Annotated in this window: 12 protein-coding genes; 5 read left to right on the top strand and 7 right to left on the bottom strand. The window is 77.5% G+C overall.

Annotated elements, in window-relative coordinates; genetic code table 11:
- Window positions 1–74 precede the first annotated feature (74 nt).
- Window positions 75–860 (top strand): YaaA family protein, encoded by a 786-nt coding sequence (locus tag AC3WUG_RS10790; protein ID WP_492327656.1) that lies wholly within the window; start codon window positions 75–77, stop codon window positions 858–860.
- Between the two features lie 169 nt (window positions 861–1,029).
- Complete coding sequence (locus tag AC3WUG_RS10785) at window positions 1,030–2,982, top strand: threonine/serine exporter family protein (RefSeq protein WP_492327655.1); 1,953 nt, start codon at window positions 1,030–1,032, stop codon at window positions 2,980–2,982.
- A gap of 21 nt (window positions 2,983–3,003) precedes the next feature.
- Here the strand turns inward: AC3WUG_RS10785 and AC3WUG_RS10780 are convergent, their stop codons facing one another.
- Genes AC3WUG_RS10780 through AC3WUG_RS10765 form a run of 4 tightly spaced genes read right to left on the bottom strand, consistent with a single transcriptional unit; the run spans window position 3,004 to window position 6,850 of the window.
- On the bottom strand, window positions 3,004–3,774 hold the full coding sequence (locus tag AC3WUG_RS10780; RefSeq protein ID WP_492327654.1) for a histidine phosphatase family protein: 771 nt from the start codon (window positions 3,772–3,774) through the stop codon (window positions 3,004–3,006).
- Entirely contained in the window at window positions 3,774–4,514 is a 741-nt protein-coding gene (locus tag AC3WUG_RS10775) for a zinc ribbon domain-containing protein (RefSeq protein ID WP_492327653.1), read from the bottom strand. Before AC3WUG_RS10775 ends, AC3WUG_RS10780 begins: the two co-directional genes overlap by 1 nt.
- Window positions 4,511–5,752, bottom strand: coding sequence for a Nif3-like dinuclear metal center hexameric protein (locus AC3WUG_RS10770; protein WP_492327652.1), 1,242 nt, complete (start codon window positions 5,750–5,752; stop codon window positions 4,511–4,513). Before AC3WUG_RS10770 ends, AC3WUG_RS10775 begins: the two co-directional genes overlap by 4 nt.
- Window positions 5,753–5,800: 48 nt before the next feature.
- Window positions 5,801–6,850 carry a zinc-dependent alcohol dehydrogenase family protein gene (locus AC3WUG_RS10765; protein WP_492327651.1) on the bottom strand — a complete coding sequence of 350 codons (1,050 nt, stop codon included), beginning with the start codon at window positions 6,848–6,850 and terminating at the stop codon, window positions 5,801–5,803.
- A gap of 62 nt (window positions 6,851–6,912) precedes the next feature.
- On the opposite strand from AC3WUG_RS10765, the gene AC3WUG_RS10760 reads away from it, so the two are divergent.
- Window positions 6,913–8,661: an HNH endonuclease signature motif containing protein gene (locus AC3WUG_RS10760; RefSeq protein ID WP_492327650.1), complete on the top strand. Its 1,749-nt coding sequence runs from the start codon at window positions 6,913–6,915 to the stop codon at window positions 8,659–8,661.
- A 117-nt stretch (window positions 8,662–8,778) separates the two neighbouring features.
- Complete coding sequence (locus AC3WUG_RS10755) at window positions 8,779–9,492, top strand: SOS response-associated peptidase (protein WP_492327649.1); 714 nt, start codon at window positions 8,779–8,781, stop codon at window positions 9,490–9,492.
- 146 nt (window positions 9,493–9,638) lie between these two features.
- On the opposite strand, the gene AC3WUG_RS10750 is transcribed toward AC3WUG_RS10755, so the two are convergent.
- Entirely contained in the window at window positions 9,639–10,487 is an 849-nt protein-coding gene (locus tag AC3WUG_RS10750) for a siderophore-interacting protein (RefSeq protein ID WP_492327648.1), read from the bottom strand.
- A 162-nt stretch (window positions 10,488–10,649) separates the two neighbouring features.
- On the opposite strand from AC3WUG_RS10750, the gene AC3WUG_RS10745 reads away from it, so the two are divergent.
- Complete coding sequence (locus AC3WUG_RS10745; protein WP_492327647.1) at window positions 10,650–11,327, top strand: hypothetical protein; 678 nt, start codon at window positions 10,650–10,652, stop codon at window positions 11,325–11,327.
- A gap of 9 nt (window positions 11,328–11,336) precedes the next feature.
- On the opposite strand, the gene AC3WUG_RS10740 is transcribed toward AC3WUG_RS10745, so the two are convergent.
- Together AC3WUG_RS10740 and AC3WUG_RS10735 are read right to left on the bottom strand one after the other, a co-directional pair.
- Window positions 11,337–11,882 (bottom strand): NUDIX domain-containing protein, encoded by a 546-nt coding sequence (locus tag AC3WUG_RS10740; RefSeq protein WP_492327646.1) that lies wholly within the window; start codon window positions 11,880–11,882, stop codon window positions 11,337–11,339.
- A 64-nt stretch (window positions 11,883–11,946) separates the two neighbouring features.
- A complete protein-coding gene (locus AC3WUG_RS10735) occupies window positions 11,947–13,056 on the bottom strand; it encodes a hypothetical protein (RefSeq protein ID WP_492327645.1) in 1,110 nt (369 codons plus the stop codon).
- Between the last annotated feature and the right edge of the window lie 26 nt (window positions 13,057–13,082).

The following is a 13,082-nucleotide window of genomic DNA, read 5'->3' as shown; positions in this document are numbered from 1 at the left end:
CCCGGCGGCCACGTGGCGCACCGCACGCCCGTCCCACCCCTGCTCGGCGCCCTGCGCCGCCTACAGTTCAGCGCGTGCTCATCCTGCTCCCCCCGTCCGAGGGCAAGACCGCGCCGGTCCGCGGCGTCGCCCTCGACCTGACCGCCCTGTCCGCCCCGGCTCTGACGCCGACCCGCGAGCGGGTGCTGGACGCCCTCGTCACGGCGAGCGCCCGCCCGGACGCCGTCGAGGTGCTGGGCGTGGGTGCGGGCATCGCCGACGAGGTGGCCCGCAACGTCGACCTGCGGCACGCGCCCGCCGCCGAGGCGCGCGCCGTCTACACGGGCGTGCTCTACGGGGCGGCGGGGCTCGACCGGCTGACGACGGCCCAGCGCCGCCGGGCGACGGAGAGCGTGCGCGTCGTGTCCGGGCTGTGGGGCCTGGTCGCGCCCGAGGACCGCATCCCGGCGTACCGGCTGTCGATGGGCGTCGACCTGCCGGGCGTCGGGCCGCTGGCGGCCGCGTGGCGGGAGCCGCTGCGCGCCGAGCTCGACCCCCGGGCCGAGGCCGGCGAGCTGGTCGTCGACTGCCGGTCGGCGACGTACCTCGCCGCCTGGAAGCCGCCGCGCGCCACCCACGGGTCGTGGGTGCAGGTGCGGGTGCTCCGCGAGGTCGACGGGAAGCGCTCCGTGGTCTCGCACCACGCGAAGCACACCCGCGGCGTGCTGACCCGGCACCTCGTCACCCGGCGGGGCGCGGCGCCCACGACGCCGGAGCACCTCGCCCGGGCGGCGCGCGAGCTGGTGGGCAGCGAGCTGCTCGCGGTCGAGCTGGACGCCCCCGCGGGCCGCGCGGCCACGCTGTCGCTCGTCGTCGCCTGAACCCGGCGGGCCCGCGGTGCGGCCCGCGCACCCCTGCACCGGCCCTTCACCCCGCACCCACCCGCCGCCCACCGCCGCGCCACGCCCCGGGCGACCGCTCGGGCTAGCGTGGTGCGAGTCCGGGCGGCCGCCCGACGACAGCGACCAGCAGGACGGGGACGGCAGCAGCATGCGACGCACGGCCACCGCGCGGGTCGCGGCGCTGCTGCTGGTGCTCGCCCTGGCGCTGGTCGGGGTCGTCGCGGCCGCGGGCGGACCGGCGGGCGCGACGACCTCCGACAACGGGTCGTCCGCCGGGCGCGGCGGGTCGACGGTCCCGGGGACGACCACCGGCGACGTCCAGGACGCCGGCACCGGGACCGACGCCGGCGACGCCGCCGTCCCCGCACCGTCGCCCACCGTGTCGCCCGCGCAGCCCGCCCCCACCTCGACCCCGGTGCCGACCCCGACGCCGACCCGGCAGGTCCCCGTCCCCGTGCCGACGACGGAGCCGCAGCCGACGTCCACGCCGACACCGACGCCCGAGCCCACGTCGACGGGCACCCCCTCCCCGACCCCCACCCCGACGCCGACGGAGGCGGGGACCGGCGGCCCGCGACAGTTCAGCCGCCCGCCGGCCGTCACCACGTCCTCGACGCCGTGGGCCCAGCTGCTCACCGCCCTGGTGGTCGTGGTCGCCGGCGCGGTCGCGGTCGTCGCGATCTCCGCCCGGCGCGCCCGGCTGACCGCCGAGGCCGCCGCCGGCGGCGAGCCCGGCGCGACGCCCCTGCCGTCGAGCGCGGCAGCCGCGGACGGGGCCGACGACACGGTCGGGCTGCGCCCACCCCCGACGCCCGCCGAGGTGCTCCGCCTCATGGTCGTCGCGGGCGAGGCGATGGTCGACGCCGGCCACACGGTGTCCTCGGTCGCCGACACCCTCGACGAGCTCGCGGCCGTGCACGGGCTCCCGGGCACGGAGACCGTCGTGCTGCCGACGGCGCTGCTCGTCTCCGTCCCCGACGGCGACGGCGTCGCGACCGCGGCCGTGTCGACCGGGCGGCGGCCGCTGATGCTGCACCAGGTCGACGAGCTCACCGACGTGCTCCGCGACGCCTCCGCGCCGGACGCCGACGTCGCCGGTCTGACCGCCCGCATCACGCTGCTGCGGACCACGCCGCCGCCGTTCGGCATGCTCGCGCGGCTCGGCGGCTACCTGCTGCTGTCCGTCGGCCTCGCGGCGCTGCTCGGCGGCTCCTGGGTGGACCTGCTGGTCGCCGCCGGGCTCGGGCTGGCGGTCGGCGCGGTGCAGCTGGTCGTCGGCCGGATGCCGAGCGGGGTCGAGGTGCTGGTCACCGTGGCGTCCGCGTTCGTCGTGGCGGCGGCCGTGCTGCTGGCCGCGCGCGTGGTCCCGGACCTCGGCGTACTGCCGTCGCTGATCGCGCCGCTGGTGCTGTTCCTGCCCGGCGGCCTGCTGACCACGGGCGTCATCGAGCTCGCGACCGGGCAGATGCTGTCCGGCGCCGGGCGGATCGCCGCGGGCGCGATGCAGCTCGTGATGCTGGCGGGCGGCATCGTCGCGGCCGCCGCGCTGGTCGGCGTCCCCGCCGTCGACCTGGCGTCCGGCGGGCACCCGCTCGGGCCCCTGGCGCCGTGGCTCGGGGTCGCGGTGTTCGGCGTCGGGACGGTGGTCTACCGGTGCGGCCGGCCGCGGACGATCGGCTGGGTGATCCTCGTGCTCGCCGTCGCGTACGGGGCGCAGGTGCTCGGCGACGCCCTGCTCGGCGGGGCGCTGTCGGCGTTCGTCGGCGCGCTGGCGATGACGCCGGTGGCGCTGGCCGTGGCCCGGTTCCCGTCCGGCCCGTCGCCGCTCGTGTCGTTCCTGCCCGCGTTCTGGCTGCTGGTCCCCGGGGCGCTCGGCCTGGTCGGGGTGACCAGCCTGCTCGACGGCGACAGCAACGGGGTGTCCACGCTGGTCACGACCGGCGGGACGATGGTCGCGATCGCGCTCGGCGTGCTCGTGGGGCTGTCGGCCGCGCGGGGCCTGCCGGGGCGGCAGGCGCGGTGGTCGCTGGGCGGCGTGCCGGGTCTGATGCCGGCGGCCCGGCCCTGGCCGCGGCGCGGCCGCACGGACCCGCCGGTCTGAGACCGGGGCGCGTCGCGCGGGTCAGCCGCGCGCCGGCCAGCCCTCGCTCGGCGCCCCGGCGACCGCGACCTCGTCGCGCTTGTCCGCGAACAGCCGCACGATGCTCACCGACGCCGGCGCCACCCGCAGCTGGCTCCACGACCCGGGCTGCGCGCCCATCGTCCGGCCCAGCGCGGCCCGGATCGACACGGCGTGCGACACGACGACCACGGTGCGGTCGGTCCCCGCGGCGAGCAGCCCGTCGAGCGCCGCGCCGATCCGCTCCCCCACGTCGGCGATCGACTCGCCGCCCTCGGGTCGCAGGTCGGCGCGGGTGTGCCAGGGCTCGAGCTGCCCGGGCCAGCGCTGCTCGATCTCCTCGGCGGTGAGCCCCTGCCAGGCGCCGAAGTCGGCCTCCTGGAACGCGGCGTCCACGCGCGGGGTGAGCCCGAGGCGCGCGCCGATGATCGCCGCGGTCTCCTGCGTCCGGACCATCGGCGACGCGATCAGCTCGGTCGGGTACGGGACGTCGCCCCACAGGTCGTCGCCCACCCGGCGGACCAGCTCGCCCGCGGCGGCGGCCTGCTCCCGGCCGCGCTCCGTGAGCGACGGGCCGGGCTCGGAGGAGCCCGAGTAGCCGCGCGAGACCGTCATCTCGGTCTCGCCGTGCCGCACCAGGATGACGGTCACCGGCTGGGCGTCGTCGAACCGGACCGCCGCGCCCGACGGCCGGCCGCGGCGCGCGGGCGGCGCCGGGGTCCCGGCGTCCGGCTCCAGCGGCTGCGCGCTGCCCTGCGGGCCGTCGGCGGCCATCAGTACGCGTCCTCGCCGCGGACCAGGATCCGGCCGGAGTCCTCGCAGTAGACGATCTCGTCCTCGGGCGTCGCCTTGATCTTGGCGAGCTCGGTGGCCGGGACAGGGAGGCCGCTGCCCTCGGACCGCCCGTGCCGCAGCGCCGCGACGGCCACGCCGCCGAGCCGCCCACGCAGCCGCTCGTAGAGCTGGATCAGCGGCTCGGCCAGCGGGGCGGCCAGCGCGTCGCGCTGGGTCCGCACCTCGCCGGCCTGCTTCTCGATGATCGCCAGCTCGGCGTCCCGCTCGGCGACGACGGCCGCGCGGTCGTTGAGCAGCGCCGCGTGCGCGGTGGTGAGCTCCCCGAGGGTGCCCTCGTGCGCCTCCAGCCGCTCCATCGCCTCGAGCTCGACCTCCTCGAGGTCGCCCTGCCGGCGGGCCAGCGAGACGAGCTCGCTCTGCAGCGCCTGCAGGTCCTTCGCGGAGCCCTGGCCGGAGTCGAGCCGCGTCTGGTCGCGCGCGGCGCGGTCCCGGACCTGCTGCACGTCGGACTCGGCCTTGCTGACCTCGCGCTGGATGTCGCCGACCGCGGTGCGGGAGGCGGCGATGGCGGTGTCCAGGTCCTTCAGCTGCGCGTCCAGCTCCGCGATCCGCTTGTGCTGCGGGAGCGCGGTGCGCTTGTGGGCCAGCTGGTCGAGCCTGGTGTCGAGCCCCTGGAGGTCGAGCAGCCGCTTCTGGTCCTGCGGGGAGGCCTTGGTCACGGGTGGTGTCCTTCCGACGGTGCGGTGGTGCTGGAGGGCGCCGGGACGCGGCCGGTCCACGGGTCGGTGCGCAGGGTGCTCACGCGGGTCTCCACCGTAGTGCCGCGCGCGGCCAGGTCGGCGCGCAGGTCGCGCTCCGCGCCCCGCAGCCAGGGCCACTCGGAGGCGAAGTGCGCGGCGTCGACCAGGTACGGCGGGCTGGCGGCCGCCCCGCGGGCCTCGAACTCCGCACGCTCGCGCAGCTCGGACGCGGGGTGGTGCCGCAGGTCGGCGGTGAGGTACGCGTCGGCGCCGGAGGACCGGACGTCGTCGAACAGCGAGTCGCCCGACCCCCCGACGACGGCCACCGTCCGCACGGTCGCGTCCGGCGGGCCGGCGTACCGGATGCCCTGCGCCGTCGCGGGCAGCGCGGCGGCGACCCGCTCGGCGAACGCGTGCAGGCTCAGCGGCTCCGCCAGGTGCCCGACGCGGCCGGTGCCGGTCGGGCCGTCCCAGGTCGCCAGCTCCAGGACGTCGAACGCCGGCTCCTCGTAGGGGTGGGCGGCACGCGTCGCGGCGACGACCGCCGCGCGGAGCCGGCGCGGCGCGACCATCTCGACGCGGGCCTCGACGACGCGGGCGGCCTCGCCGGCACGACCGATCGCCGGGGTGGCCGCGTCGGACGGCGTGAACGTGCCCTCGCCGGTGCTGGTCCAGGCGCAGCGGCTGTACTCGCCGATCGCGCCGGCGCCGGCCGCGGCCAGGGCGTCGACCAGGCGCTCCGCGTCGCCCGCCGGGACGAACACGACGTGCTTGTCCAGCGGCTCGGCGGGCGCGGGGACCAGGGGGCGCAGGTCCTCGAGCCCGACCAGCCGGGCGAGCTCGTCCGCGACCCCGCCCGCCGCCGCGTCCGCGTTGGTGTGCGCGGTGTACAGGGCGACGCCGCCGCGGATCAGCCGGTGCAGCAGCGCGCCCTTGGCGCTGGTCGCGGCGACCGAGTGGATCCCGCGGAGCAGCAGCGGGTGGTGCACGACCACCAGGTCCGCGCCCCAGTCCAGCGCCTCGTCGACGACGGCGGCCAACGGGTCGACGGCGAACAGAACCCGGCGGACCGGCTGGGCCGGGTCGCCCGTCACCAGGCCGACGCGGTCCCACGACTCGGCGGTGCGCGGCGGGTAGCGGCGCTCCAGCACGCCGACGACGTCGGCGAGGGTGGCGTGCGCGGACGAGGGGGTGGGCGGCGGGGTGGGCTGGCTCACGCGGTCGAACCTACCCGGGCCGGTCACCCCGGCGCCGCCCCGCGCGCGTCAGGGCAGCAGCATCGACTTGATCGCGCGGCGCTCGTCCATCGCGGCGTACGCCTCGGCGACCTCGTCGAGCGGGAGCACCAGGTCGAACACCTTGCCCGGCTGGATCGCGCCCGACCACACCTCGGCGGCGAGCTCCTCGATGTACGCGCGCACCGGCGCGATCCCGCCGCGGACGCCGACGTTGCTGCCGAACATCTGCTGCACCGGCAGCTCGGGCCCGCCCGCGGGGACGCCGACGAAGCCGACCTGCCCGCCCGGCCGCGCGGTGTCGAGCGCCTGCTGCATCGACTCCTTGGTGCCGACGCACTCCAGCACCTGGTCTGGGCCGATCCCGCCCAGGAGGTCGCGCACCGCCGCGGCGCCCTCGTCGCCGCGCTCGGCCACGACATCGGTCGCGCCGAACTCGCGCGCCAGCGCCTGGCGGGACGCGTGCCGGGACATGGCGATCACGCGCTCGGCGCCGAGCCGCTTCGCCGCGAGCACCGCGCAGAGGCCGACCGCGCCGTCGCCGACGACGGCCACCGTCGAGCCCGGTCCGACGCCCGCCGACAGCGCGGCGTGGTGCCCGGTGCCCATGACGTCGGTCAGCGTGAGGACGTGCGGCAGCAGGTCGGCGTCGGGGGTGTCGGGCATCGCGACGAGGGTGCCGTCGGCCAGCGGGACCCGGACGTACTCCCCCTGCCCGGCGTCGGTGAACACGCCCTCGGCGTCGTCGCCGCCCCAGCCGCTGCTGTGCACGCAGGACGTGTGCACGCCGTTGCGGCAGTGCACGCAGGTGCCGTCCGAGACGGTGAACGGCGCGACGACGAACTGCCCCGGCCGCAGCGTCCGGACGTCCGACCCGACCTCCTCCACCACGCCGACGAACTCGTGCCCGATCCGGCGCGGCTGCCTCGTCGGCCGCACGCCGCGGTAGGGCCACAGGTCGGAGCCGCACACGCACGACGCGACGACCCGCACGAGGGCGTCGGTGGGGCGCTGGACCGTGGGGTCCGGGACCTGCTCGAGGCGGACGTCGTGGGGGCCGTGGATGAGGGTCGCTCGCACGGGGGCAGCCTACGACGGGGGCGTTCGGCGGGCGTGTCAGTGGTGGTCGGTAGCGTTGTTCCATGGCACCTGACCTGCAGGAACACCCCGACGGCGACCCGGTCGCCGCCGCGGTGCTGCCGGTCTACGCACCCGACGGGACGTGCCTGACCGACTTCGCCCCGGACCCCGTCGTCGCCGCCGGCGGGGCACCGCGCACGGGCGAGCAGCGGCAGATCGAGGCGATCGCGGCGTGCCCGCCCGGGCCCGAGCTCGACGCCTGGCTGCGAGGGCTGGACCTGCGGGTGCTGTCCTCGATGGTGCTGGTCGAGGTGATCGCCGCGCAGGACCGGGTCGAGAGTCACCAGCACGCCCGCAAGCTGGCCATGGTCGCCGAGCTCGCCTCCCGGGACGAGATGAGCCCGGAATGGTCCCCGCTGGCCGGTGCGCCCCCGACGCAGGCGTGCGTGGCCGGCGACGAGCTGGCGATGCGGCTGGGCTGGCCGCGGGTCACCGCGACGAAGACCGTGCACCGCGCGCTGGTGCTCGACGGGATGCTCGGCGCGACCCGCGAGGCCCTGGAGGTCGGTCACCTCGATCCCGCGAAGGCCCAGGTCCTGACGTCGGGGTTGGCGGACCTGTCCTTCCAGGTCGCCCACGCCGTGGAGGACGCGGTGCTGCCCGAGGCCGACCAGTGCTCCGTCGCCGAACTGCGGCAGCGGGTGGCGCGGGAGATCCGCCTGGTCGACCCCGAGGGCGCCGCCGCCCGCCGCGAACGCGCCCGGTGCACCCGCAAGGTCTCCCACCCCCGCCCCCAGCCGGACGGCATGGCCTCGATGTGGCTGGTCCTGGACGCCGCGGACGCGCTGCGGGTCGACGGGGTCCTGACCCATGCCGCCAAGACCGCCAAGGCCCTCGGCGACGACCGGACCCTGGACCAGCTACGCGCCGACGGACTGCGGGACCTGGTCGTCGGGGACGTGCCGGAGTCCGACGGGCCGGCGTTCGAGGTCCACCTGGCCCCGGGGCTGCCGGTCCCTTCGGAGCCGCGACGGTCGTGGAACGGGGCGACCTTCACCGACCGGGACGGTGTGGTGCTCACCCGCCCGGTCGAGCCGATCCCGGTCGCCATGCTCACCCCGCTCGACGACACCACCGCAGACGCAGTGCCGGACGGGGACCAGCCCGTCTCGTCAACCGACGCGCTACCGACGCCGACCTGGACCGCCCTCGCCCCCAGCACCACACCCACGCCCGCGCGTCGCGGCTGCACCCGCTGCTCAGGCCGTCCGGGCGCCGAGGTCCGCATCACCATCCCCGCCTCCACCCTGCTCGGGCTAGACGACCAACCCGCCCACCTCGACGGCCACGGGCCCATCGACGCCGTGCAAGCCCGGGCCCTGGCGATCGGCGGGGTCTGGCAGCGCGTCGTCACCGACCCCCTCACCGACCGGGTCCTGGACGTCGGACGCGAACGCTACCGACCACCCGCCGCCCTCGCCGCCCTCGTCCGCACCCGCGACAAGACCTGCGCCGCACCCGGGTGCACCGTCCCGGCCCGCTCGTGCGACCTCGACCACACCACGGAGTTCCACCCCCGACCGGGTGGCGACCCCGACGCGCCCGTGGGCGGCACCGACGCCGACAACCTCGGACCGCTGTGCCACCGGCACCACCGCCTCAAGACCGACGGCGGGTTCCGGCTGCGCCAGATCAGCCCCGGGCTGTTCGAGTGGATCACCCCCACCGGGCACCGGTACCTCACCCGGCCGGGCACCGGGCAGTCCCACGAAGCCACCGCCGACCCCTACGACGCACCACCCCCGTTCTAGCCGCTGAGATCCGAGCGACCGTCCCCGGCGCGTTCCCGATCACGCGGCCCCGAGCCCGACCCGCGCCAGGCACCACCCGCGTCGTGGATGTCGGTGGTGCGCGGCACACTGGGCCCCATGTGTGGCCGCTACGCGCAGACCCGTGCCGCCGACCAGCTCGAGCGCGACCTCGCGATCGACCGGATCCTCGGCGAGCACCCGGGACCGTCCTGGAACGTCGCCCCGACCCAGGACGTGCCGGTGGTGCTCGAGCGCGTCGAGGACGACGGTCCGCAGCGCCAGCTCCGGCAGGCCCGGTGGGGCCTGGTGCCGTCATGGGCCAAGGACGTGTCGATCGGGTCGCGCATGATCAACGCGCGCTCGGAGACCGTGCTCGACAAGCCGGCGTTCCGGAAGGCGGCGGCGAGGCGGCGCGCCCTGGTCCCGATGGACGGCTACTACGAGTGGCAGGCCAACGAGCGCGGTCCCAAGACGCCGTACTTCCTGCACGGGGCCGAGCCGCTGGCGGCGGCCGGGCTGTACGAGCTGTGGCGCGACCACGCCAAGGCCGACGACGACCCGACGCGCTGGCTGTGGACCGTCACGATCATCACGCGCCCCGCGACCGACAGCCTCGGGCACATCCACGACCGCTGCCCCGTGCTGCTGCCCGGCCACCTGTGGGACGGCTGGCTGGACCCGTCGATCACCGCCGCCGACGAGGTCGGCGCGATGCTGGTGAACGTGCCGGAGCCGCACCTGACGCCGCGCGAGGTCGGGCGGGCCGTGGGCAACGTGGCGAACGACGGCCCGGGGCTCGTCGAGGCGGTCGACCCGACCGCCGAGGGCTGAGCGCGCCGCCGAGCACCCGGCAGACCGCCCGGGCCGCCCGGGCCGCATCCGCCCCCGGGCCGCACCCGCCTCCCGGGCCTTGACGACCCCCGGGCCACGCCGGCCGCCGCGGGCTCACCGGTGCCGCGAGGGCGGACCGAGCGCTCTCAGGCCGCCACGCGCGCCCTCGCCGCCCGCCAGTAGCCGCAGAACGTGACGTCCTGCTTCGGCACGCCCGCCGCGACCCAGTACCGCCGGGCCGCGGCGACCAGCGACTGCTCCCCCACCACCCAGGCGGTCACGGGCTCGTCCGGCACCGGAAGCGCCTCGACCGCCGCGAGCGCCACCGGTCCCGCCACGCTGTGAGGGTCGTCGCGCACCACCCAGCGCACCTGCACGCCGGCCGGGCCGGCGAGGTCCTGGACGTCGTCGCCGTGCGGCACCTCGACGACGGCGACTCCGCGGGCGTCGGTGCCGAGCGACCCGAGGATGCCGGCGACCGCGGGCAGCCCGGTCTCGTCGGCGACGAGCAGCACCCGGTCGTGCGCGGTGGCCGCGGGGAACGTGATGCCCTCGTCGAGGATCGCGACGGCGTCACCGGGCGCGCAGGTCTGCGCCCAGGTCGCGGCGGGCCCGGAGGTGCCGTCCTCGGGGGTGCCGTGCAGCACGAAGTCGACGTCGAGCTCCGGGCCCTCGGGGCCGTCGGGCCGGTGCGCGCGGACGGTGTAGTTCCGCAGCACGGGGCGCTCGGTCCGGGCGATCGCGAGGTACTTGAGGTACGCGAGGGTGTCGAGCTTGTTCGGCAGCCGCGACAGCACCGCGTCGTCGGCGACGGGGATGAACAGCCGGAACCACTGGTCGTAGCCCATCGGCCGGAACCGCGCCGCGTCGCCGCCGCCCAGCGTGACCCGGACGAACCCGGTCGACACCCGCTCGGTGCGCAGGACGTGCAGCGTCAGCAGCTCGGTGACCTCGGGCTTGCGCCGGCCGGCGTTGATGTTGCTGCTGCGGGCCACGGGCGCGCTCCTGTCGTAGATGTTGGTTAGGCTTTCCTTACCGAGCGGCGACCGTAGCAGCCGCGGCCTCGGCACCGGAATCCCCCGTCCACGCCCGGCGGCACCCCGGCACGGGACGTCGGTCCGTGGCGGCGGGCGGGGCGCGGTGGCGGGATGGTGCGCATGACCCTCGCCGACTGGGACCACTGGCCGGACCCGGACGAACCCGCGCCCGGCGTCCTGCTCTGCTGGATCCCGCTCGGCGCCGGCGGGCCGCGGGTCGTGCGCGCGAGCGGTCGCGCCTACGAGGCCGTCGCCGCGCTCCGGGACCGCCGCCCGCGCCGGGCGCTCGTGCACGCCGCGCTGCTCGTCCGGTCGGCGGCGGGCCCGGAGACCGCGGTCGAGGTGGCCCCCGCCTGGGGGCAGCCGGCGGGCGACCGTGGCGTCGTCGCCACGGGCCCCGTCGGCGCGCGGGTCCTCGGCAGGTCCCGGCTGTTCCGCTACGAGGTGCGGTGCTGGGCGGGCGGCTCGGTGCCGGACCTGGCGTGGGCGGTCGCTCGGCGGCGTGCGACGACGGACCCGCGGGTGGCCGCGGCGCTGCTGGCGGCGGCACCGGGCGTGCCGGTGCGGACCTGGGGCGGTCGCGCGCGGGGCGACCGGGACATGTGGACGTCGAACTCGGTCGTCGCCTGGCTGCTCGGGGCCGCGGGGCTCGACCCCCTGCCCCTGGGACCGCCGCCGGGCTGCCGCGCGCCGGGCTGGGACGCGGGCGTGCGGGCCGCCCCGGGGCGCACCGCCGCCCAGCCTACGACTTCCGGCCCCGCCACCCACGACCCGCGGGGGCCGGGCCGGGCACCGTAGGCCGGGCGGTCAGGACACCCGGCCGAGCGCGATCGCCGCGTGCAGCAGCGCGCCCAGGGACTCGTTGTCCGTGATCGCGCCCGCGCGCACGAGGTCGAGCAGCTCGGGCCACGGCACCCGGCGCAGGCCGACGATCCCCTCCTCGTCCTGGGCGTGCGCCTCGTCGGCCGGCCGCAGCCCGCGCGCGAGCAGCACGTGCCCCGGCGCGTGCGCGACGCCGTTGAGCGAGAACACCGGCCCGAGGTGCGTCCAGTCGTCGGCGGCGAGCCCGGTCTCCTCGCGCAGCTCGCGCGCCGCCGCGACCAGCGGGTCCTCGCCGTCGGACCCGCCGGCCGGCACCTCGAGCGACACCGCGCCCGTGGTGTACCGCTCGACCTCGACCAGCACCACCTCGTCGTCGTCGGTGACCGGGACGACGAAGACGGCCGGGTTCCGGACCTCGACGACGCCGTAGACCCCCTCCCCGCCGTCGGGCCGGGTGACGGCGTCCTCGCGGACCCGGATCCACGGGTTCTCGTAGACGGTGCGGGAGTCGTGGGCGTGCCAGGCGGACATGCCCGCCATCGTGCCAGGGCCCCGGCCGTGGTCCGGCCCGGCGACCCGGGGCGGGGCACCGGACTCAGCGCCGCCGGCCACCCGGCCCGCGGGAGGCGTGCCGCGCGAGGTGCGCGGCGCCGAGCGCGACCAGCCCGAGCCCGACCGCGCCGACCGCGCCGGCGGCGAGGCCCGCGGCGTCCGATCCGGTCGCCGCCAGCACAGCCGACGACGTGGCCGCCGCGGGCGCGACCGGATCGGCCGGCAGCGCCGCCGCGACGGGCACCGCGTCCGGGTCGGCGGCCGCCACGCAGGAGGCCGCGGCGGGGTCGCCGGGCACCTCGTCGTGCACGGCCGGGTGCAGGACCGTCAGCCCGGGGTGGTCGACGGTCTCGGCGGGGTGCTCGACCGTCCGGGCGGGGTGCTCGACCGTCTCGGCCGGGTGCTGCACGGTCGTCGCGGGGTGCTCGACGGTCTCGGCCGGGTGCTCGACGGTGCCCCACTCGTCGGGGATCTCGACGGTCCGGGTGACCGCGGGGTGCTGCTCGACGTGCGTCACCGCCGGGTGCTCGACCGTCTCGGTCCACGCGGCGCGGTCGACGACGGTCTCGGTCCACGCAGGCGTCACGACGGTCTCCCGCTGGTCGACGACCCGCCAGCCGTTCCCGGGGAACGTGGACCGGTCCGCGGTCCACGCCGAGCCGTTCCCGTTCTTCTGCTCCATGAGCCACTCCGTCCGGGTGACGGCGGGGTGCTCGACGGTGCGCGTGACGGCGGGGTGGTCGATCGTCTCGGTCCATGCTGGCGCGTTCACGACCGTCTCCTCCCAGGCCTCCGTGACGACCTCCTCGAGGGTGTGCGCGGGCGCGACGAGCACCCGCTCGGACCACGCCTCGCGGACGGTCTCCGTCCACGCCGGGACCTCCTCGGTCCACGCGTCGCGCACCGTCTCGGTCCAGCCGGGCACCGTCTCGGTCCACGCCTCGCGGACGGTCTCGGTCCACCCGGGGACGGTCTCGGTCCACGCCGTGGTCCGCAGCACGGATCGCGGCGCCGCCGGCGCGGCCGCCGTGCACGCGATCCCGGGCCCGGCCGGCGCCGCCGCAGGGTCCGCGGACGACGCCGCGGGGGCGGCGGGGAAGACCAGCGTCGCGCCCGAGACGGAGGCGGCGAGGACGAGGGCGAGGGACGACATGGCGGGCTCCTGGTGGCTGTGCGGGG

The sequence above is a fragment of the Cellulomonas sp. EB106-03-03-XG116 genome, assembly GCF_058792015.1.
Note: the sequence above shows the minus strand (reverse complement) of the source record. Positions and strands in the feature narration are given on the sequence as shown.

Coding starts and splice junctions, on each gene's coding strand:
- AC3WUG_RS10760 (WP_492327650.1), top strand. CDS start 6,913: ATGGCACCTGACCTGCAGGAACACCCCGACGGCGACCCGGTCGCCGCC.
- AC3WUG_RS10745 (WP_492327647.1), top strand. CDS start 10,650: ATGACCCTCGCCGACTGGGACCACTGGCCGGACCCGGACGAACCCGCG.
- AC3WUG_RS10735 (WP_492327645.1), bottom strand. CDS start 13,056: ATGTCGTCCCTCGCCCTCGTCCTCGCCGCCTCCGTCTCGGGCGCGACG.
- AC3WUG_RS10785 (WP_492327655.1), top strand. CDS start 1,030: ATGCGACGCACGGCCACCGCGCGGGTCGCGGCGCTGCTGCTGGTGCTC.
- AC3WUG_RS10740 (WP_492327646.1), bottom strand. CDS start 11,882: ATGTCCGCCTGGCACGCCCACGACTCCCGCACCGTCTACGAGAACCCG.
- AC3WUG_RS10755 (WP_492327649.1), top strand. CDS start 8,779: ATGTGTGGCCGCTACGCGCAGACCCGTGCCGCCGACCAGCTCGAGCGC.
- AC3WUG_RS10780 (WP_492327654.1), bottom strand. CDS start 3,774: ATGGCCGCCGACGGCCCGCAGGGCAGCGCGCAGCCGCTGGAGCCGGAC.